Here is a 19,504-nt window from a genome sequence, read left to right as displayed (position 1 = left end):
TACCAAATTACGTTAAAGGAATTAAATCCTTGTCCAATCTGTGTAATTCCCGTTATCATGACTCATTTTCATGAAAAAAATATAAAACGAAAATAAGTATAGTAAGTAATTTCCATACTTCCTCCATCCAAGCAACAAAAAAACAGCCCAAAGGATGTTTCAGTTTATAAAAAAACTGAAAATAATTGAGTTTGTTTAAAGTTTTTTAAGGCGTTTGAAATTTGACCGCTGATTGGAACGTAGGACACTCGCTTTCCGTGGGCGGTCCGGGAGCCTCCTCGACGTTATTAGCGCCTGCGAGGCCTCCCTTGGATCCGCTTTCCCCTTAGGAGTCTCGTTACACCCGCTCCAATCAACTTTGTTTTAACAGGAAGATAAGCTCTTTAATTAAAGGATGATACCTGAGGATGAGGATACCTATGATCAGCTTGAGATGTTTACCAAAAAAAAAAAATCAAAAAGGTTTCGGAATGAGAACATTCCGAAACCTTTTTATCTAAAGTCTCTATCAGCCCAAAGGCTGTTTTTCTGCTTTTTTAAATTAAGATTGAAGCGTCGGCAAGACCTCTTTAAACGCTTTAATGACTGTATCGACTTCATCCAACTGAATAGTCAATGAAGGCTCAATCCTGATTGTTTTGGAATTGATAAGCGTACCTGCCACCAAGATGCCTTTATCAAAGAGGGCTTTTGAGAATTCATAACCCACTTCATCTTTATGGAACTCAATGCCAATCATCAATCCTTGGCCGCGGATTTCCAAAACCTTATCTTTGTGCTCAGCAGCCACTTCCCTTAACCCATTTAAGAAGTATTCACCAACTTCTGCAGCACGCTGCGGTAAGTTTTCTTCCAAAAGTACGTCGATCGTCGCAATCGCCGCAGCACAAGCGAGTGGATTTCCTCCAAATGTGGTTGTGTGCATGAATGGATTGTCGAACCAGCTTTTAAACACTTTCTCATTGGCTACGACAGCGCCTGCAGGCATTACTCCGCCGCCAAATGCTTTCGCTAAACAAATAATGTCCGGAACAACATCATATAGCTCAGAAGCGAACATTTTACCTGTCCGTCCCATTCCTGTTTGCACTTCATCCAAGATCAATAACGCATCATATTCGTCACACAATGCCCGAACCTGCTTTAAATAATCTTGCGGAGGAAGAATGACCCCTCCTTCACCTTGAATAGGCTCCAACAGCACAGCAGCAACATCTTCACCGACCAATGCACAACTTTCAAACGTTTTTCTCATCATATCCACATCACCGAATGGTACATGACGCACACCTGGTACCAATGGGATGAACGGTTTTCTGAACATGCCCTTTGCCGTTGCAGATAGGGAACCAAGGCTTTTCCCATGAAATGATTTTGTCGTGGAAATGATCGTGAATCGGTCACTGTACATTTTAGCCAGCTTTAGTGCAGCCTCCACGCTCTCGGTACCGCTGTTCGTAAAGAACGAGTATTTTAGATCTCCCGGTGTGATTTCGGCAAGGATCTTGGCAAGCATTGCACGTAATGGGTCAAGTAAGTCCTGGCTATGAAGGGCTTGTCTTTGCAATTGATCGGTTACGGCCTTTACTACCTTAGGGTTACGATGGCCAACATTATAAATACCAAAGCCACCTAAACAATCAATATATTTTTTCCCATTTACATCCGTAAAACAGGAATCTTGATCGGACCACTCCACCGAAGCGAATTGCGTGTCTTTAGTGACCGTCTTCCGATATTCCAAAAATCCAGGGTTTACATGGTTACGGAAATTCTCGACCGTTTCTCTTGTTACCCACTGCGCGTCTTCTTTTGAAATTTCTTTTTGCTCGATTAATTGAAGCACTTTTTTAATATAATCTTGAGTTGCTGATTGGTTAGCTTGAGTATTTTTACTTTCTACGTTAATTGACATTTTATAAGCTCCTTTTTTTATAACTTTAGTGGATGGTTAATTGAAATTGCTTCTTTTATGAAACTTTGATGCTTACCTCCCTTTTTTCTTATACTTACTAATCAAGCAAGAACCATGCCAAGTTAATTAACCAATAAAACCGCATTCTTTTTGATAAATCACGCTTAAATTATGCATATTTGCATACCAATATTTCAATTTGCATAATCATCCTTGTAAATCATAAAAAACCTTCCAAATGCTCTTATAAAAATAAAAGCCGTTGACAAGTGATTTTTTATCACTCGGCAACGGCTTTTATTCAATATGCATTTTTTTCGATTTTCTTACTCTGTTCAGCTAACACTTTTTGATACTTCCTGCTCACTGACGATTGACTTATCCCGAGCGCTTTTGCCGCTTTGGTCGTAGTTTTATACTGTTTCATGGCAAGCATGATCAGTTGCTCTTCGACATGATCCTGTGCTTCCTGCAGCGGAAGGATTCTCGTAATGATGGGTTTCGATTGTTTAAAGTCACTGCCAACAGGTATGAACCTTTGAATGAAATCAGCATCAATCATCTCTTCATCCGCAGAAACAACTAATCTTTCAATCATGTTCTGTAATTCACGGATATTCCCCGGCCAAGTATAGACTTCCAGTATATTCAACGCATCTGGGGAAAAGTGGTAATTTCGCTGATACCTTTCATTCAGTTTTTGCAGGAAATGAAAGGCTAGCGGCGGTATATCCTCCGGCCTTTCCCTTAAAGGTGGCACATGTATGGGTATGACGTTTAATCTATAGAATAAATCTTCTCTGAACGTCCCCATCTCGACCATTTTTTCCAGACTCTTATTCGTGGCCGCAACAATTTGAACATCAATGGAAATGGGTGTAGTGCTGCCAATCGGAATCACTTCCTGTTCCTGGAGGACCCGAAGCAGCTTGACTTGCAGGTGTATGGGCATGTCACCCACTTCATCAAGAAATAAAACTCCTTTATTAGCCTGCTGAAAGTATCCTACCTTCCCATTTTTATCCGCTCCTGTAAAGGAACCCTTTGTATAACCAAACAATTCACTTTCGAGAAGGTTTTCCGGAATCGCCCCGCAATTTATCTTAAGGAAAGGCTGCTTGGACCGCCTGCCCATTTTATGAATGGCTTCGGCTATCACTTCTTTACCCACTCCCGACTCCCCGTTGATCAATACAGTTGATGAGAAATGAGCGATTTTCTTGACTTGGCTGATTATCTGCTCCATTTTAGGACTTGCAAAAACCAGCTCTTTATAAAATTGATCCTGTTTTTTGAATGAATCCAGTTCTTTCCTCATTTCATTTAATTCCGATTTCAATTGTGTCGTTTCCGTTATATCCCTTGATGCAATGACTATTCGATCTATATCCCCTTTTTCATTGAATACAGGGGTGCCGACGGAAAGGACTTTCTTATTCATTTTCGTATCTTGGACAATCGATACTTTCTTTTTTTGTTCAAGGACTAACCGGGTGACCGAAGGATTAAAAATCCCTTCATCTTCTAATTGCAAAAGATTCTTTCCGATATAATCTTTTAAATTCTTCCCCCAGAATCCTGAGATGATGCTGTCACTATAACGCAGCAGCTCTCCTTTTTGATTGACTACAAGTATTTCATCATAGATATTCGCTAAAATGGCATTCAAGTCTTTATTCGAGCTTTTTATCAATTCTATTTCCATGGCCATTTCCTCAACCATCGGTAAATCCTGAACGATGATGATCAGGCCTTCGACTTCTTTTTCATGGTTCAGAATCGGGCTATAGTCGACAAGCACACTCATGACATCAGTAATCTCCAACTGATTCAGAATACTGCTCCCGCTGGCAAACACGCTATGTATATGCTGCTTATTGAAGATGTCCGCAGCCGGTTCATTTAGGACTTGTTCAGAAGGCTTTTTTATCATCTTCAAGCCTGATTCATTGAAGTTCACTATATTTTTATCTTTATCAGCTACAAAAATCCCCATAGGAATGGAGGTTAAAATCACATTTAGCAGGTCTAAATTTTGTTTGCTGTCCTGCTTGAATAATTCTGCTAACACATCTTCCCTTTTTACATAACCGGTAAGCAGGCCATCATCCGTTTTTATAAGCACGATAGGTTCTCCGATAATTTGAAACAGAAGCGGCAAGGATATGTTAGGGGTTAATTTACAGACATTATCAATCGAAAAAGCATACTGTAAAAGCTGATCGACTGTCGTTATATTTTCATTTGACGGGAGGTCATCCATGCGGATATACGCAAACACTTGATTTTCCTTCATAAGAAAGAAGAAAGGTTCCTGTATCTCATGAATTTTTTGGTCTGACAATGTAGGCTGATCAATTGTTATAGTTATGAATGGTCTTATTTTATCATCCGGAATAGATAACACAGTTTCACTCTCCTTTTGTAACCTAACCTATATTTTATCACAATTCTGAATTGCTAGATAAAAAAATAACATGTACGATTACTCGTATCCAGCATTTACCTTTATCCATTCCACAACAAAAGGGTCCTTTAACGGACCCTTTTGAAACCTGCTATGCACTCTTGACTTATTTTATAAAGGACCGTTCAGCTTTTCTTATTATTCCTGATCAAGATAATAAGACGATGAATATAACCATGAAATGCAGCCATAGTACAGAACCAGTCGGTTTCACCACCATGATATCGATAACCGTCACAATAATCAGTAAATTCAGCACCCGTGTAGAAGCCGGTGCAAAAGGAATGGCTGCCGAAAAGGATAAAGCTGAAAACAAGTAATGGACCATTGTAATAAGCGCTAAATCACTGTTGCTAATTTCTTGTACAAAAAAACGAATAGAAAGAGCGACCTTTTCATTTTCTCATCAAGCCATATAAACCTCTTTCGTTCATGAAGTGAGTAAATTCTACTGTGCCTCTTCAAAACGGAATAGCGGAGGGGATTCCGTAAACCACTTTGTCCGATACAGAAGATAACCAATCCCCATTACCGCCCATACAATTCCTAGGATCAATGAACTTGTCTCGAGATTAAGCCAAAGGATGAAGACCGATGCAGCACCTAAAACCGGGGACAGAATAGTTGAAAGAAACCCTTTAATCGTTCTGAAGCTTTTGTTTCTTATTGAATGGACGATTACACAAATATTCACGAAAGTAAAAGCAATTAATGCCCCAAAGTTTATGAGGGAAGTGGCGGTAACCAAATCAAGGAATAAGGCAACCAATGATATGGACCCGACAAATATGACATTAAAAAATGGCGTGTTGTATTTGGGGTGGACAAACCCAAATAGTTTTTTCGGGATCATTTGGTCACGTCCCATGACATATAGCAACCTAGAAACACTAGCATGGGATGCAAGCCCGGAGGCAAGTGTACCGCATAAAGTTCCTGCAAGAAAGAAGGCTTGAAATAACTTCCCGCCCACAAAAAGGGCAATTTCCGGAGAAGCTGCTTCTGGATCGCTAAAGCGGGAAACATCCGGGAAAAATAACTGTGTAAAGAATGATGCCGTCACAAATAAAACCCCTCCGATAAGGGCGGTCAAAAAGATGGCCCGGGGAACCGTTTTAGCTGGATTCGGTGTTTCTTCCGATAAAGTAGTGACAGCGTCAAACCCCAAGAAAGAAAAACACAGGATTGTAGCACCAGTTATGAGCGTCGACATTTCCATATGATGCCCGAAGAGTGGCTGAACCGATAAGACCTCTCCAGTCCCTTCTCCACCCATGACCCCTTTGATGACAAGCGCCACGAATATAACGATCACCAACATTTGAAAAAAAACAAGGAAGCTATTAAAGTTGGCGGCAAAATTAACATTGAATAAGTTAATGCCTGTCATTAAAAGGACAAATGCCACCACCCATATCCACGGGTACACCTCCGGAAAAAGAGCGGTTAAGTATATTTTTGTTAATATGCCATTCACCATCGGTAAAAATAAATAATCAAGTAACGAAGACCACCCGACAAGGAAGCCTAAATGTGGATTGATCGTTTTTTGTGTATAAGTATAGGATGAACCTGCCTGCGGATAAATTTTTACCATTTTCCCATAACTGGCGGCAGTAAACAACATCGCTAAAAGAGCAATGACATAAGCGGTTGGCACATGCCCCCCCGTTTTTTCGGAAACTATCCCAAATGTATCAAAAACAACCATCGGCGTCATATATCCAACACCAAGCAATACGATATGCCACAAGTTTAAAGACCTTTTCAGATTACCTGTTTGCATGTATCATTCCCCTTCCTTTTTTAGCGAGAAAAGATAACCAACTTTTCTGGCCTCCCCTATAATTCTTTGGTCATATTACACCTCGCAATTTTCATACCAAAAAAAAATAGTCGATTTATAACAAAAAACAAGGAAATATGGAGAACGCTTTATGCAAATTTGAATAACCTATTCAATTATTCATAAGAGAACAGATGATTTTTTGCCCATAAAAAAAGCAGAAGATATTGGATATCTTCTGCTCATTTGACTAAATCCCCCGTGCCGAGGTCAAATTACTAGTTTACTTTCGTTGCATTGTATGCTGATACACGGCAAGGCGCATCATCAAATGCCTAATTTAATGAAATTCTTTTATGAAAATCAACAGATTCGGATTTCAATCCTGCTGTCTGCTATCCAAAATATTATAAAGTTCTTCCATCTCATTCGTTTTTGAACGATTCATCAAGAGGTCAACTGCCTTTTTCACTTCTTCCCCATTGAATAAAACATCGTACAGGGCTTCAGTGATCGGCATGTTCACTTCGTACTTTTGAGCCAGTTGATAGGCGGCTTTAGTGGTTCTGACACCTTCAACGACCATACCCATGTTTTCTAAAACTTCTTCAAGATTTTGCCCTTTTCCAAGCATATTCCCAGCTCTCCAATTACGGGAATGTACGCTTGTACAAGTGACGATCAAGTCGCCAATCCCAGCTAAACCTGAAAACGTAAGCGGGTTAGCCCCCATGGCCACCCCTAGACGGGATATTTCAGCCAATCCTCGTGTCATTAATGCAGCCTTGGCATTATCCCCATAGCCTAAACCATCCGTAATTCCGGCAGCCAATGCAATGATGTTCTTTAATGCCCCTCCGATTTCAACACCAATCAAGTCCGGATTTGTATACACACGGAAATTATTATTGATGAAGATGTCCTGAACCCTTTCGGCAGCTTTCATATTCTTTGAAGAAACGGCGACTGTTGTCGGGTGACGTAGACTGACTTCTTCAGCATGACTCGGTCCTGAAAGAACCACTATATCTTTAAGCCAATCCGCCGAAGAGACTTCTTCAATCATTTCCGATATACGAAGCAGGGAATCAGGTTCAATCCCCTTACTCACATGAACGATTGTCAATGGCTTATCATGAGCCTCTTCAATCTGACCAAGCACTTCCCGGTAGGCTTTGGTCGGCACAGCCAAAATGATTATTTCAATCCCGACCAATGCTTCCTTAATCGAAGAATAACCTTTAATCCCCAAAGGCAATTCAATCCCAGGCAAGTATTTTTCATTCGTATGATTTTGATTTATTTCATTGATTTGTTTCTGATTATGTCCCCACAATCTCACTTCATGCTGGTTATCAGCGATCACGAGCGCTAAGGCAGTTCCCCAGCTCCCTGCTCCGATCACTGCGATACTTTCTTTATCTTTCACCATGGTATAACCACCTTTACTATTTTCTCTGGCGTCCAAAAATTCGTATTGGTGTTCCTTCAAAACCAAAGGCATCCCTAATTCGATTTTCTAAAAATCTCTCATATGAGAAATGCAATAACTCCGGATCGTTAACGAATACAACGAAAGTTGGCGGCTTGATCGCTACCTGAGTCGTATAATAAATTTTCAAACGGTTGCCATTATGTGTCGGTGTCGGATTCATCGCCACGGCATCCATGACCACTTCATTCAATACATTTGTCTGAACCCGGATAGCATGATTCTCACTAGCCTGATCAATGACCGGTATTAAGGTATGTGTCCGTTTTTTCGTTAAGGCAGAAAGATAAATGATTGGTGCATAATCCAAGAATAGGAAATGGGCACGGATTTTTTCTTCAAAATCCTTCATCGTTTTTTCATCTTTTTCGATGGCATCCCACTTATTGACGACGATGATGACCGCCCTACCCGCTTCATGGGCATATCCGGCAATTTTTTTATCCTGCTCACGAATACCTTCTTCAGCGTTCAAGACCACAAGAACAACGTCTGAACGTTCAATTGCCCTTAATGCACGAAGTACGCTATATTTTTCCGTGCTTTCATACACTTTACCTTTTTTCCTCATCCCTGCTGTATCAATAATGACATATTCTTTGCCATTGTACTTATACGGAGAGTCAATCGCGTCACGAGTCGTACCTTCAATATCGCTTACAATGACACGTTCTTCACCTAACAAAGCATTGACCAGAGATGATTTACCTACGTTCGGTCTTCCAATCAAACTGAATTTAATGACATCATCACCATAATCCTGGCCAGTGAAATTAGGGAAATGTTTAGCCGCTTCATCAAGAAGGTCACCTAGACCAAGCCCATGGGACCCGGATATCGGGAATGGATCGCCAAAACCTAATGCATAGAAATCATAAATTTGATCCTTCATTTCTGGGTTATCTACTTTATTTACTGCAAGGACAACTGGCTTTCTCGATTTATAGAGAATCTTAGCGACTTCTTCATCAGCAGCCGTTACCCCTTCACGACCATTCGTCATAAAAATTATCACATCAGCTTCATCGATGGCAATTTCAGCCTGCTGGCGAATTTGTTCAAGGAACGGCTCGTCACCGATATCAATTCCACCTGTATCAATAATGTTAAAATCATGTGTCAACCATTCACCAGAACTATAAATCCTGTCCCGGGTCACTCCAGGAACGTCTTCGACAATCGAAACCCGTTCTCCAACTATTCTATTAAAGATTGTCGATTTTCCCACGTTCGGACGACCGACTATCGCAATTACCGGTTTTGGCATTGCTATTCACCCTTTCTGCTACTATATCTCTGTCAAAGTCACGAAATTCATGAATGCATTTATACGGTTGCTTTGCATTATTGATTTTCATTATTTCCTTTTAAAGGAAAGAGCTGTATCCATCATCATTTAAAGGAATCTTTTATCAGTAAGAGAATTCGAAACTGATGTTCAGTTAAATGTATCAAGTATTCACTGGCAGTTTGTCCACTTGACGCCCCAGTTCCTGAGGTGACATGAAGCTGACCCCTCTGCATGCTCAAACTTGATTATAAACAGCCCAAAAAAATGAAGAAAGCTTCGACATACGGCTTCCTTTTTAATTGTTTAGAGCATTTTACGATTATCTACAGACCTCTAACTATCCTATAGTAACAAATTTCTCGCCAATCAACAATGATTGTATGAATAAAAGCCTTCTAATTCCAGTTTGCACCATTTGAAAAATAATTCATCATTCTCTTCATTGATTAAAACTCTCTTCCTTGTTTTGATAAAAGTCTCGATTGAGATATTGAATAAATGTATTGGCCAGCCAGTTCCAACATTCTCCACAGTATGTTTGCGCCCAAAACCAGCACTGCATTATCATGCCAGGCGTAAGCTAGGGCCACATAAGGTAAAGAGTGGTAAACAAGCAATCCAGAATATATGATATCTCCCATCATCATCCCAATTAAAAGGACGAACAATCGATGTTTCCAATTTTTAAAAAGTAAAAGGATAAGATAATTCAGGAAAATACACAAAAGATAAGTCGGTTTCATGATGAGCCATATCGGATCAAGCAAAGAAAAAAGTTGAAAACTGGCATAAGCAAGAGTGATAATAAGACTTCCGCTAATAAGTTCCATCATCTTGATGATGGATTTCTTCCTAATATACACACACAGAATAAAGAAAATATACGGCCCGCTCAAATGTACGGAAACCAAGGGAGCATCCAGTTTATAGCCAGCTAAAACCATAACGGCTAATAGATGAAATAGAAAATCAAAACGAAAGGGAACCGTTTTAGGAATAAAATACATGACAATGACCCAAACTATCCATGAAATCCAATAAAATATTATTCCATCCATGCAGTGCCCCCCTTTTAGGAACATTATGGCTTGTTTATTCAAAGTATAAACGTATAGCACGGCATTTAATGAGGAAACTTCCTCCTACCATTAGAAAAGGAGGTGTAAACATGGGAAAAGATCGGCAAGAGAAGAAATTGAAAGAAAGTAAACGGGTGGAGTCCGACAGGGACCAATCACTGGAGCATAAAGGGGCAACTAGAATGGAAAGCCCTGAAGAGGCTCGAAAAAGGAATAGTTAAGTCCATCACTGAACAAAAAGAAGCATCTCAATCCGTTTCAATTGAGATGCTTCTTTTTCTGGTCATCATTTAGCATATGCCGAACAATCAATGCCTCTTTGAGATAGCCAATGATAGGTATTGCCCTTGATGACTAATTTTGATTTCCTTAGCTCTGAGATATTACCGCAACCGAGTGCAGTCATGATGATCTTTAAATCTTCATGTATGTAATTTATTTCTTTAATCAGTTTTTCCAGGCCCAACTCTTTATAGAGCTTGAGGAAATGACCGGCCAAACCGACACCTTTCGCTCCTAATGCCAGGCTTTTTGAAATTTCCAGAGGACTTTGAATGCCGCCTGATCCAATGACTGATACCTGTGGTGAAACATTAACTGCTTCGACAATCGAAGCGGCTGTCGGTATCCCCCATTCATTGAAATATCCGAGTATTTTTGCGCGTCTCTCATTCTCGATTTTAGCAAAATTCGTTCCGCCAAACCCGCCTACATCAATGATCGAAACACCAATAGAATGTAATTGCTGGACCGTTTCCATACTCATCCCAAATCCAACCTCTTTTACGATGACAGGGATTCCGATCGTTCGGTTGATTTTTTCAATTCTCGATAGGGTACCGGCAAATCCCCTGTCCCCTTCAGGCATCGTCAATTCTTGAATGACATTGATATGAATCTGAAGGGCATTTGCCCCGATCATATCACTAGCCCTCTTAGCCTGTTCGACTGTTGCTTCGCCACCAAGATTACCAATCAACACACCATTAGGATTTTCCCGCCTTACAACTTTAAAAGAAGCCTGCTGGCTAGAATCCTTGATGGCTGCCATTTGTGATCCGACCGCCATGGCGATTCCTGTTTCCCGAGCAGCAATGGCTAGGTCACCATTCAGTTTTTCGGTTTCAGGGCCTCCGCCTCCGGTCATGGCATTTATGAAAATTGGCGAACTTAATTCAAGTCCGCCAACTTCTGCTGTGAGGTTCACATTATTCAAGGAAATACCTGGTAAGCTTTGGTGAATAAACGAAATATCTTCTAGTCCGGTTTTATGCTGCTGCCCTGTCTTTAGCGCAAATTCTATATGATCTAATTTTCGTTGTTTTCTCTCCAAGGCCATCACCATTATTATCTTATTTTAGTTTTTTCAATTGATCACCGATCATTTCACCTAGCTGAAAACCCTTCGATTCTTCTGGAATCTCATAATCCGATGTATTGTAATTGGCTTGAGGTTCTTCAAGTTCCTTAATGCTCAATGATAGACGCTGATCCGTTTCATTGACTTCCAGCACTTTCACTTCGACAGACTGGCCTTCTTTAAGCACTTCTTGCGGTGTGGCAATATGTTTGTGGGAAATCTGGGAAATATGAACAAGCCCTTCCACCCCTGGAAAAATCTCCACGAATGCACCGAAAGAAACAAGTCGTTTGACGATACCTTCCAGTGTAGTGCCTTTGGCCGCTTTTTCTGCAATGCCTGCCCAAGGTCCCGGAAGTGTATCTTTAATGGAAAGAGAGATCCTTTCATTATCACGATCGATGGATAGTACTTTAACTTGCACTTTATCCCCTTCGGAAACGACATCGGATGCCTTGTCTACATGCTGATGGGAAAGTTGGGAAATGTGGACAAGACCGTCTACGCCCCCAATATCCACGAATGCACCAAAATCGGTAATCCTTTGGACCACGCCTTCAAGCACTTGCCCGCTTTCAATCTTATCCAAAACGTTTGCTTTTTGCTTTTCCTTTTGTTCTTGGACGACAGCCCGATGCGAGAGGATTAAGCGATTCTTGTCTTTCTCAAGCTCAACGATCTTGAATGTTAAAGTTTTGTTTTTGTAATCAGAAAAATCTTCAACGAAATAGTCTTCTACTAGAGAAGCCGGAACAAAACCACGTACGCCTAGATCTACAACAAGCCCGCCTTTGACGACATCTTTAACTTCAGCCTCAAATACGTCTCCATTTTCAAATTTCAATTCCAGGTCATCCCATGCTTTAAGAGCGTCAATTTTACGTTTTGATAGAATGAGAGCTTCTTCTTCGACCTTAATGACTTCCAGCTCCAATTCATCACCTTCCGAAACGGCATCTGACGCCTTTTCGACATGAAGGCTTGAAAGCTCACTGATTGGTATGATTCCATCAGTCTTGCTGTTTTCCACATCGACAATGACCTGTTTTTCTTCTACCTTTGAAACGGTTGCTTTAACTTGATCCCCAACTTTGTAATTGTTCACTTCTACCTGGTTCATATCTTCTGTCATTACTAACTCCTCCTTAACCCATGACTGATCAGCAAATTTCCTCTTCATCGGCCACATATTTTATTTAAAGTGGTTCAATAAAAACACTTTCCTACTAAAGATAAAAACAGTTTTTTTAGAGTAATAAAGTTATATTCCTTATTATCGGCAATAAGGAACAATACCCTTATTTTATAAATTCTAACAAAATCAGAAAATTGTCAAGTATGAAGGACTATTTATGCTCGGAAATCAATTTCCCAATTTGGTCCATGATGATTTTGGTAGCTTCATCGGCTGATATTTTCTGTTCGCGATATTCAGTAAAATTTATTGGCGGACCGTAAACGACCTTCAACGGACGCAAAAATTTATATGGGCCGATGATTGCACAAGGTATGATAACGGCATCAGACCGCAAAGCGAAAAATCCAGCACCCGCCAAACCTTCTCCCAATTCACCAGTCTTGCTTCTCGTTCCCTCGGGAAACAGACCAATCGCCTTGCCTTCCTTCAAAAGCTTTAAACCTTTTCTCAGGGATTCCCGATCGCTATTGCCCCGCTTCACGGGAAATGCATTTACTCTGGGTAATATACCCTTTAAAACAGGTGCTTGAAACAACTCTTCTTTCGCCATGAAATGAATATCCCTTGGAGATGTCATTCCAACTATTGGCGGATCCAAATTATCAATATGATTGGCACAGATCAATACTCCGCCCTCTTTAGGGATATGTTCCTTTCCGAGCGCTTTAACCCTAAACGAAGGCGTTAAAACGCCTTTTACGATGTTCTTGGCAAATGTGTAAAAATCCAATGTCATCTTTTCCTCTCTTCTATTAAAGACATGATACTTTCTGCAACTTCCTGAATCGATAATGAAGTCGTATCGATTTCGATAGCATCCGCAGCCTTTTTCAGTGGCGATACCTCGCGTTCCGAGTCCAGCTTGTCCCTTGTTGCAATTTCCTCCCTTAACTTTTCGATATCTGAAGGAAAACCTTTCAATATATTTTCCTGATGCCTCCGCTGTGCCCTTTCATCCACAGATGCGATAAGAAAGACCTTTACTTCGGCGTTAGGTAAAACATGCGTACCAATATCCCTGCCATCCATGACGACACCGCCATTTTCACCAAAGATTTGCTGCCTGCGAACCAATTCTTCCCGGATGCTTCGGTGCTTTGCCACTTCCGAAACGGAACCAGTCACTTCATTATTCCTGATTTGTGCTGTCACGTCCTCATTATCCAAGAACACCAACTGTCCATTTTCACTTGGTCTTAATTCGATTTCCGTATTGATGAGAACTTCTGATAATGCTTGTTCATCATCAAGAAGAATCTTTTGATTAAGGGCCTTATAGGTAAGGGCCCTATACATTGCACCTGTATCCACATATATGTAATTGAACTTTTCTGCAACAATTTTAGCAACCGTGCTTTTTCCAGCAGCAGCTGGTCCATCGATTGCGACTGATAATTTTTTTTCCATAAATCCTCCCAAGAATCCTACAATCATGCTGATTATTTAATACCCTTTCATTTTATCACAACTAGCGGGAAAATCATTAATAAAAGGGATGTGTAGGTTCAAAATCACCTATCTTCTTTTTTTATCACTACAGCCGTCAATGGTTATCCTTTTTTTGAAAAATTTTCATACAAAAAAGCGGATCACCGCATCAGACTGTTTACAATACAAAGAAAAACGAGTTGCAGTATTTTCATTAAATTCTTCAATCTGGTAGGGTTTTTTCCATATAAAAAAATATATTTCACTTTTAAATCACGGTTCGTATGAGATTCCTCATCTCATTTTGCCGCTTTTACTTATCGGTCCCATTGAATGTTTCAATGATTTTCGTATAATTATTGCTGGTGACACCTTCATATCTCGAGAGCTTGGTCAAATCAAAGATTTGATCCTCCCTGCTCAAAAGGAACTGGAAAAAAAATAAGCAGGCCAATTGAATGATGATCACTTTAATTAATAGTCTTTCAACTGTTTTCATAAGCCGCACCCTCCATCTGTTTATATTAGCAGTATGGATGGAATCGCTGTTTTTCATTCAATCATGTTAAGCGTGCAAGCCTTTTTTCTTTAATTCGACCTGCTTTTCAAATATAAATCTCATTAATGTCTGTACATCATTTTTTGTAGGATCAAGAAATTGGACGTGCAGCAGCATATTTCCATGCTCTTTTTCCGTTACGCGAATGACTTTGCTTTTTAACCTTAAATAATGAATCTCACCTGATTTAAGCGTGAGCGCCATCCAGAGGTATAAGCGGGAAACCGATTGTATATCAGTGCCTTTTAAAAGCCTTATGGAAGCTCCGCCTGCACTTATATCCTCTGTTAATGCGCGAAAAGGGGAAAACTCGGAATGTTCTGGATGAATGGCCGTATCCAGGGTTACATCCAGGCGCACGTATTGCCTCCGTTGGATTTTCACAAACGTTTCTGCTTCAGGCAGCAAAATTTGCATCATGGGTATTCTACCTTTCACTTTTCCTAGCACTTCAGAATCAAATACATAAACAGCCTGCTCTTCATTGGAAAATGTGACGTTCAACTGTGTCCCATCCATAAGGAATGCAGTTTTACCAGTCTCTAAATTGATGGGAAAGTCAGTATAAACGCAACCCTGTCCCATTTCGACAACCATACAATTGAACTTTTCCTTCTGTGATGAGTATTTCGGTTCGAGCATTAATATATCACCAATTTTAAACATCGTTATCCACGTCCTTCGATAGAAAGGAAACTACATACTATTACCCATTAATTCCCCATATTATCCAATAATCATTTACGTTATTATGTCATGAAATAAGAAAAAGGGAAAGTGACTAAGCACATTTCCCTACAACTAATGATTCATGACTACAGTTAAGATTAAATTAAATTCTCGTATATCGGTTCGGAATTCTTTAATTTTTCCACTTTTTCTTCTTGACCGGTATCTGCATTAATGAAAATACGGTAGGTATCATCTTTAATCGTACCAAGAAATTCATAACATAGAACTTCTTCCCCAATATCATTGGTGATTAACGCCTTTCCTTCTTCCATTATTTTTACATTACTGTTGATTTTGTCCTTAGCTTCTTTCTCGGATATGTTCGGATCCGCTAATTCCCTGGTTTTATGTGATTTTAAATACTCGTCGGCTGAAAATCCTATAATGGATCCATCATCCAAGGCGACTTTGACCTTGACTGAATCCGGATAAATCTTGACGCCATTTTCTGATGTCACGAAATTCAATAATGCGATATTATCGTACTGAGCACTTTCAAATAATTCAAGTGAACTGAAATCATGTTCCTTTAAAAATTCTTCGGCTTTTGTATAGGCTTGATTCAAATCAATATTTGTTTTGTTCACGTCCCTATTATTGATATACCAGATAGGGTAACCGCCTTTTTTTGTCAAATCCATATTCAATTCGGTATCGGAATCTTTATCGAGAATGCTCACACTATAAAATCCATAATCGGAACCTTTTCCGTTTTCCTCCACATTCACCTGCAGATTTCTGCTTTTTGAGTGTGCATAGTTTTTTGCTGTCGCAATGGCTTCTTTTTTTGTTATGGTTTCACCTTGCAAATTTTTAAAGTTTTCATCCCTCTGTTGTGCAGATGTAAAAGTAGGATTCATCTCATTCGTTTCGCCGTACCCAGATACTTTTTTCTCCACCGTCTTTAATCCGTCGATGATCGTGTTATCCGAATTTTCTTTCCCTGATGCAAGAGCCATTTCGACATCCATCCATCTTAAATTGTTTTTCAGGACTAGATACTGCACTTTTCTTAACTCGCCCTGGATGTCCCCAGCCTGTGTGTACAAGGATTGTAGAGTCGCATATTCCTTATCATTCAATGGTTCTTTTTCAAGGTCTCGTACGGCTGTTTTATAACTGAAGTCTGCAATTTTCGATAAAAATTCTTCTGTCTTATTAAAAGGAAGCAAGGTCAATGGCAACTGCCCGACATCACTTTGGGCTTCGGAAGTGATGCGCCAAACATCTGTTAAAGCCGGGCTTAATGAATAACGTGAATTCATGGCCAAAGTACTGCCGACCTTATCATGTAATATATCCACTTGATAGCTTAAATCATGAAAGGCTCGCTGATACGTATTTTCCGCGTTGATTAATACAGCATTTTTTTCCTTATGTTCTTGATAGCCCCAAAATGCAGTTCCCGCAACAACTACAACGAGCAGGGCAATCACTATATTCCTGATCATTTTCCTTCACCTCTTTACTTACAAAAGATATGTTTTCCGATTCTTTTAATTTGTTCCCTTGACCAAATCCATTTGCTTGTTGCCGTATCGGGGTTAAAATAATATTCTGCATTTCCGCTTGGATCCCACCCATTGATAGCATCCACCACAGCTTCTTTTGCCCTTTCGTTCGGTGTCAGCCAAATCTGTCCATCCGCAACAGCCGTAAAGGCCCCAGGTTCAAAAATCACACCCGAAATGGTATTAGGAAAAGCAGCACTTTCCACTCTATTCAGTATTACTGCCGCAACGGCAACCTGACCTGTATATGGCTCCCCCCGTGCCTCTCCATAAACGGCATTGGCCATCAGCTGTATATCGTTTTGAGAATATCCGCCTGGAAGATTGGCTGATGTCGTTGTTTTGGAAGGAGCTTTTCCGGAAGCGGCGCCTCCAGACGCAGTTCCATTTCCTTTCGCCTTTACCTGTTTTTCAATGGGGACTCCCCCATAATAGGTGAACTCGTTCCCTTTATTGATCTGTTCGTGAACAAATTGTTTATTGAAATTAGAGGCATTCGCCAACTTCTGTTTTGTTGTAGTCCCTGCCAAACCATCAATTGGAAGCCCGAAATCTTGTTGAAAGTTTCGAAGTGCCCAATAAGTGCCCCATCCATAGGCTCCGTCAATCTTTCCATTATAGTAACCGATGTTTTGCAGGCGTGCCTGCAGTTCAATTACATCATCTCCAACCGCACCTTTTTGAATGATTTGGTTCGAAAAGGCATTTGTTCTTGTTTCCGGGTAAATTCCGAAACAAATAGTTATACACGAAAACAGCAAAAGCCATTTCCATTTTGACGAAATTCCTTTCATCAAAAACACTCCTCTTTTTCTTGAATTAATGTAATTCTATTTTCTTCTTTACTGGCTTTTTTATTCCAAACATAAAAAAAACGGAGCGGGCAAAATATGCCAGCACTCCGTTTTTAGAGTATTCTTCACTTGCTAAGGAATTGATTTTGAGAAACTTTTTCTGCATGAAAGTCAGACAGCAAACGTGCTTTTTTCACTTTTTTCATGCCCAACCACCATAGATAAATCATGAATGGCATGATAAAGTACACCCAAAATTTTTGGGAAACTAAAATATAATCGTAAACTCCATGTAACGAAATTGGTATGATCAATGCCAATGATAAATAGACCCTATTATTCGAAGCTGAAAATTTCGCCTTGCCCAAATAATATCCCATGATCACACCGAATAAAGCGTGACTGGATACAGGGAGAACGGCCCTGAGAAAAGCATGTTCCACCCCGTTGGCCAACAGGTACAAAATATTCTCCATTGTAGCGAAACCAAGGGAGACTGCAGCTCCGTAAACAATCCCATCATACGGCTCATCGAATGCTACATGCTGATAGATAACATAAATGAGTATGAACCACTTGAAGAATTCCTCAAGCAGTGCAGCCCATAAAAAAGCATTCGCTAAATCGGTATTCAAGATATGTTCGGTTTCGAGCACATACTGTATGAACATAATCGGCAATACAAGAAAGACACCGAATAAGAATGTTTTGACCACAACCGATATCGGTTCGGTTTCATATTGATCTTTCAAATAAAAATAGCTCAGTAGCGCCAATCCAGGCGCAATGGCAGCTGACAACATGACCAGCATTAGCTGACCCTCTTTTCATCTTCGTTTCCTTAATCGTACCATGGAATGAAGAAAAACTGAATCCAAGAATCAAGTCTTCCAAATTTTATTTAATCCTTCAGTACTTAAAGAATGTTTCATCTATAGTGTTTTCACTTGCCAGAATGACAGCTAACTTAATTCGGGCCTTCTTGCTGTCATAGTCAGCGCCTAATATCACACCGCGCTGTTTTAAATCAAATGCGCTGCCTTCATAATCATATGCTGGGTAAACTTTTCCTTCTTCCGCACTGGTAGTCATGATGACCGTTATGCCTTTATCGATTGCAGCTTGTATCGAAGTTACCATTACAGGGGTAACCTGTCCCCTTCCTACACCCTCGAGGACGATGCCTTTCGCACCGTTTGCAACCGCGGCATCAATGAAGAGGCCATCAGATCCGGTATGGCACTTGATGATATCCACCCTTGGAATGCGATCCTGTATATCAAAACACTCCCTATGTAATGGCTTTTGATAAATGCTGACGACATCATTATCAATTATCCCCAAATATCCATAACCAAATGATACGAACCCCTGCAAATTGGAAGCATGTACTTTTTTGACATACTTGGCTGAATAGATCCGCTCATTAAAAACGACAACTACGCCGACGTCCCTAATAAGATCACTCGCAGCGCATAATATCGAATTCCTTAGATTGGAATATACATCGGTGCCCACCTCTTGAGGAGAACGTTGAGAGCCGGTTATTACGATGGGACGTTGATCCTTTATCGTGACATCAAGGAAATAAGCCGTTTCCTCAAGTGTATCTGTACCGTGGGTCACGACGATTCCCGTGACATCAGGATCTTCCAATTCCTTTTGAATGGTTGATTTAAGCTGTTCCATTTTCTCAAAGGACATGGACATGCTTGAGATCTGGAAAAGATCAACCACTTTAACCTCGATATCGGTGGGTAATTCGCAAAGTGATGCCAACTCATGGCCAGTCAATGCACCAGAGGCCAGCATACCATTCATAGTTTCTTTACTGGCAATAGTCCCACCAGTCGTTATTAATGATATTTTTCCCATACGGCCCAGCTCCTTAT

Annotated in this window: 18 protein-coding genes; 2 read left to right on the top strand and 16 right to left on the bottom strand. The window is 40.3% G+C overall.

What is annotated here, in order from left to right; genetic code table 11:
- Nucleotides 1-541 precede the first annotated feature (541 nt).
- Together MPH60_RS06540 and MPH60_RS06535 are read right to left on the bottom strand one after the other, a co-directional pair.
- A complete protein-coding gene (locus tag MPH60_RS06540; protein ID WP_241592145.1) occupies nucleotides 542-1,915 on the bottom strand; it encodes a putrescine aminotransferase in 1,374 nt (457 codons plus the stop codon).
- 301 nt (nucleotides 1,916-2,216) lie between these two features.
- Nucleotides 2,217-4,322: a sigma 54-interacting transcriptional regulator gene (locus tag MPH60_RS06535; protein WP_241592146.1), complete on the bottom strand. Its 2,106-nt coding sequence runs from the start codon at nucleotides 4,320-4,322 to the stop codon at nucleotides 2,217-2,219.
- Nucleotides 4,323-4,546: 224 nt separating this feature from the next.
- On the opposite strand from MPH60_RS06535, the gene MPH60_RS06530 reads away from it, so the two are divergent.
- Nucleotides 4,547-4,702 carry a hypothetical protein gene (locus MPH60_RS06530; RefSeq protein WP_241592148.1) on the top strand — a complete coding sequence of 52 codons (156 nt, stop codon included), beginning with the start codon at nucleotides 4,547-4,549 and terminating at the stop codon, nucleotides 4,700-4,702.
- 128 nt (nucleotides 4,703-4,830) lie between these two features.
- Here MPH60_RS06530 and MPH60_RS06525 read toward each other — a convergent pair whose 3' ends face one another.
- The 4 genes from MPH60_RS06525 to MPH60_RS06510 all read right to left on the bottom strand — a co-directional run bounded on the left by MPH60_RS06525 (nucleotide 4,831) and on the right by MPH60_RS06510 (nucleotide 10,009).
- On the bottom strand, nucleotides 4,831-6,168 hold the full coding sequence (locus MPH60_RS06525; protein ID WP_241592150.1) for an APC family permease: 1,338 nt from the start codon (nucleotides 6,166-6,168) through the stop codon (nucleotides 4,831-4,833).
- A gap of 379 nt (nucleotides 6,169-6,547) precedes the next feature.
- Nucleotides 6,548-7,600, bottom strand: a complete 1,053-nt coding sequence (locus MPH60_RS06520) for an NAD(P)H-dependent glycerol-3-phosphate dehydrogenase (RefSeq protein WP_241592152.1) — start codon at nucleotides 7,598-7,600, stop codon at nucleotides 6,548-6,550.
- 16 nt (nucleotides 7,601-7,616) lie between these two features.
- Complete coding sequence (gene der, locus MPH60_RS06515; protein ID WP_241592154.1) at nucleotides 7,617-8,927, bottom strand: ribosome biogenesis GTPase Der; 1,311 nt, start codon at nucleotides 8,925-8,927, stop codon at nucleotides 7,617-7,619.
- Nucleotides 8,928-9,397: 470 nt separating this feature from the next.
- Complete coding sequence (locus tag MPH60_RS06510) at nucleotides 9,398-10,009, bottom strand: YphA family membrane protein (protein ID WP_241592156.1); 612 nt, start codon at nucleotides 10,007-10,009, stop codon at nucleotides 9,398-9,400.
- Between the two features lie 110 nt (nucleotides 10,010-10,119).
- Between MPH60_RS06510 and MPH60_RS06505 the strand changes: the two genes are divergently transcribed.
- A complete protein-coding gene (locus MPH60_RS06505) occupies nucleotides 10,120-10,251 on the top strand; it encodes a YpzI family protein (RefSeq protein ID WP_101222431.1) in 132 nt (43 codons plus the stop codon).
- 65 nt (nucleotides 10,252-10,316) lie between these two features.
- On the opposite strand, the gene fni is transcribed toward MPH60_RS06505, so the two are convergent.
- The 10 genes from fni to MPH60_RS06455 all read right to left on the bottom strand — a co-directional run bounded on the left by fni (nucleotide 10,317) and on the right by MPH60_RS06455 (nucleotide 19,487).
- Complete coding sequence (gene fni / locus MPH60_RS06500; RefSeq protein WP_241592158.1) at nucleotides 10,317-11,363, bottom strand: type 2 isopentenyl-diphosphate Delta-isomerase; 1,047 nt, start codon at nucleotides 11,361-11,363, stop codon at nucleotides 10,317-10,319.
- 19 nt (nucleotides 11,364-11,382) lie between these two features.
- Nucleotides 11,383-12,522: a 30S ribosomal protein S1 gene (gene rpsA / locus MPH60_RS06495; RefSeq protein WP_241592167.1), complete on the bottom strand. Its 1,140-nt coding sequence runs from the start codon at nucleotides 12,520-12,522 to the stop codon at nucleotides 11,383-11,385.
- Nucleotides 12,523-12,736: 214 nt separating this feature from the next.
- Nucleotides 12,737-13,324 (bottom strand): lysophospholipid acyltransferase family protein, encoded by a 588-nt coding sequence (locus tag MPH60_RS06490; RefSeq protein WP_241592169.1) that lies wholly within the window; start codon nucleotides 13,322-13,324, stop codon nucleotides 12,737-12,739.
- The gene (gene cmk, locus MPH60_RS06485; protein ID WP_241592171.1) at nucleotides 13,321-13,995 is read right to left on the bottom strand and encodes a (d)CMP kinase; all 675 of its coding nucleotides are present in this window, start codon (nucleotides 13,993-13,995) and stop codon (nucleotides 13,321-13,323) included. Before cmk ends, MPH60_RS06490 begins: the two co-directional genes overlap by 4 nt.
- 334 nt (nucleotides 13,996-14,329) lie before the next feature.
- Nucleotides 14,330-14,515, bottom strand: coding sequence for a YpfB family protein (locus tag MPH60_RS06480; protein ID WP_241592172.1), 186 nt, complete (start codon nucleotides 14,513-14,515; stop codon nucleotides 14,330-14,332).
- A gap of 66 nt (nucleotides 14,516-14,581) precedes the next feature.
- Complete coding sequence (locus MPH60_RS06475) at nucleotides 14,582-15,241, bottom strand: flagellar brake protein (RefSeq protein WP_241592174.1); 660 nt, start codon at nucleotides 15,239-15,241, stop codon at nucleotides 14,582-14,584.
- 161 nt (nucleotides 15,242-15,402) lie between these two features.
- A complete protein-coding gene (gene ypeB, locus MPH60_RS06470) occupies nucleotides 15,403-16,758 on the bottom strand; it encodes a germination protein YpeB (RefSeq protein ID WP_241592176.1) in 1,356 nt (451 codons plus the stop codon).
- Between the two features lie 14 nt (nucleotides 16,759-16,772).
- Entirely contained in the window at nucleotides 16,773-17,612 is an 840-nt protein-coding gene (gene sleB, locus MPH60_RS06465) for a spore cortex-lytic enzyme (RefSeq protein ID WP_241592178.1), read from the bottom strand.
- Between the two features lie 125 nt (nucleotides 17,613-17,737).
- Entirely contained in the window at nucleotides 17,738-18,424 is a 687-nt protein-coding gene (gene prsW, locus MPH60_RS06460; RefSeq protein ID WP_241592185.1) for a glutamic-type intramembrane protease PrsW, read from the bottom strand.
- A gap of 97 nt (nucleotides 18,425-18,521) precedes the next feature.
- Nucleotides 18,522-19,487 (bottom strand): asparaginase, encoded by a 966-nt coding sequence (locus tag MPH60_RS06455; protein WP_241592187.1) that lies wholly within the window; start codon nucleotides 19,485-19,487, stop codon nucleotides 18,522-18,524.
- Nucleotides 19,488-19,504 lie beyond the last annotated feature (17 nt).

The sequence above is a fragment of the Peribacillus sp. Aquil_B1 genome (assembly GCF_022603275.1).
Taxonomy (GTDB): domain Bacteria; phylum Bacillota; class Bacilli; order Bacillales; family DSM-1321; genus Peribacillus.
The sequence above is the reverse complement of the archived record's forward strand: the minus strand, read 5'-3'. Positions and strand labels throughout refer to the sequence as shown.

Coding starts and splice junctions, on each gene's coding strand:
- MPH60_RS06505 (WP_101222431.1), top strand. CDS start 10,120: ATGGGAAAAGATCGGCAAGAGAAGAAATTGAAAGAAAGTAAACGGGTG.
- MPH60_RS06520 (WP_241592152.1), bottom strand. CDS start 7,600: ATGGTGAAAGATAAAGAAAGTATCGCAGTGATCGGAGCAGGGAGCTGG.
- der (WP_241592154.1), bottom strand. CDS start 8,927: ATGCCAAAACCGGTAATTGCGATAGTCGGTCGTCCGAACGTGGGAAAA.
- MPH60_RS06480 (WP_241592172.1), bottom strand. CDS start 14,515: ATGAAAACAGTTGAAAGACTATTAATTAAAGTGATCATCATTCAATTG.
- MPH60_RS06490 (WP_241592169.1), bottom strand. CDS start 13,324: ATGACATTGGATTTTTACACATTTGCCAAGAACATCGTAAAAGGCGTT.
- MPH60_RS06455 (WP_241592187.1), bottom strand. CDS start 19,487: ATGGGAAAAATATCATTAATAACGACTGGTGGGACTATTGCCAGTAAA.
- MPH60_RS06525 (WP_241592150.1), bottom strand. CDS start 6,168: ATGCAAACAGGTAATCTGAAAAGGTCTTTAAACTTGTGGCATATCGTA.
- MPH60_RS06530 (WP_241592148.1), top strand. CDS start 4,547: ATGAATATAACCATGAAATGCAGCCATAGTACAGAACCAGTCGGTTTC.
- cmk (WP_241592171.1), bottom strand. CDS start 13,995: ATGGAAAAAAAATTATCAGTCGCAATCGATGGACCAGCTGCTGCTGGA.
- rpsA (WP_241592167.1), bottom strand. CDS start 12,522: ATGACAGAAGATATGAACCAGGTAGAAGTGAACAATTACAAAGTTGGG.
- sleB (WP_241592178.1), bottom strand. CDS start 17,612: ATGAAAGGAATTTCGTCAAAATGGAAATGGCTTTTGCTGTTTTCGTGT.
- MPH60_RS06475 (WP_241592174.1), bottom strand. CDS start 15,241: ATGTTTAAAATTGGTGATATATTAATGCTCGAACCGAAATACTCATCA.
- ypeB (WP_241592176.1), bottom strand. CDS start 16,758: ATGATCAGGAATATAGTGATTGCCCTGCTCGTTGTAGTTGTTGCGGGA.
- prsW (WP_241592185.1), bottom strand. CDS start 18,424: ATGCTGGTCATGTTGTCAGCTGCCATTGCGCCTGGATTGGCGCTACTG.
- MPH60_RS06510 (WP_241592156.1), bottom strand. CDS start 10,009: ATGGATGGAATAATATTTTATTGGATTTCATGGATAGTTTGGGTCATT.
- MPH60_RS06540 (WP_241592145.1), bottom strand. CDS start 1,915: ATGTCAATTAACGTAGAAAGTAAAAATACTCAAGCTAACCAATCAGCA.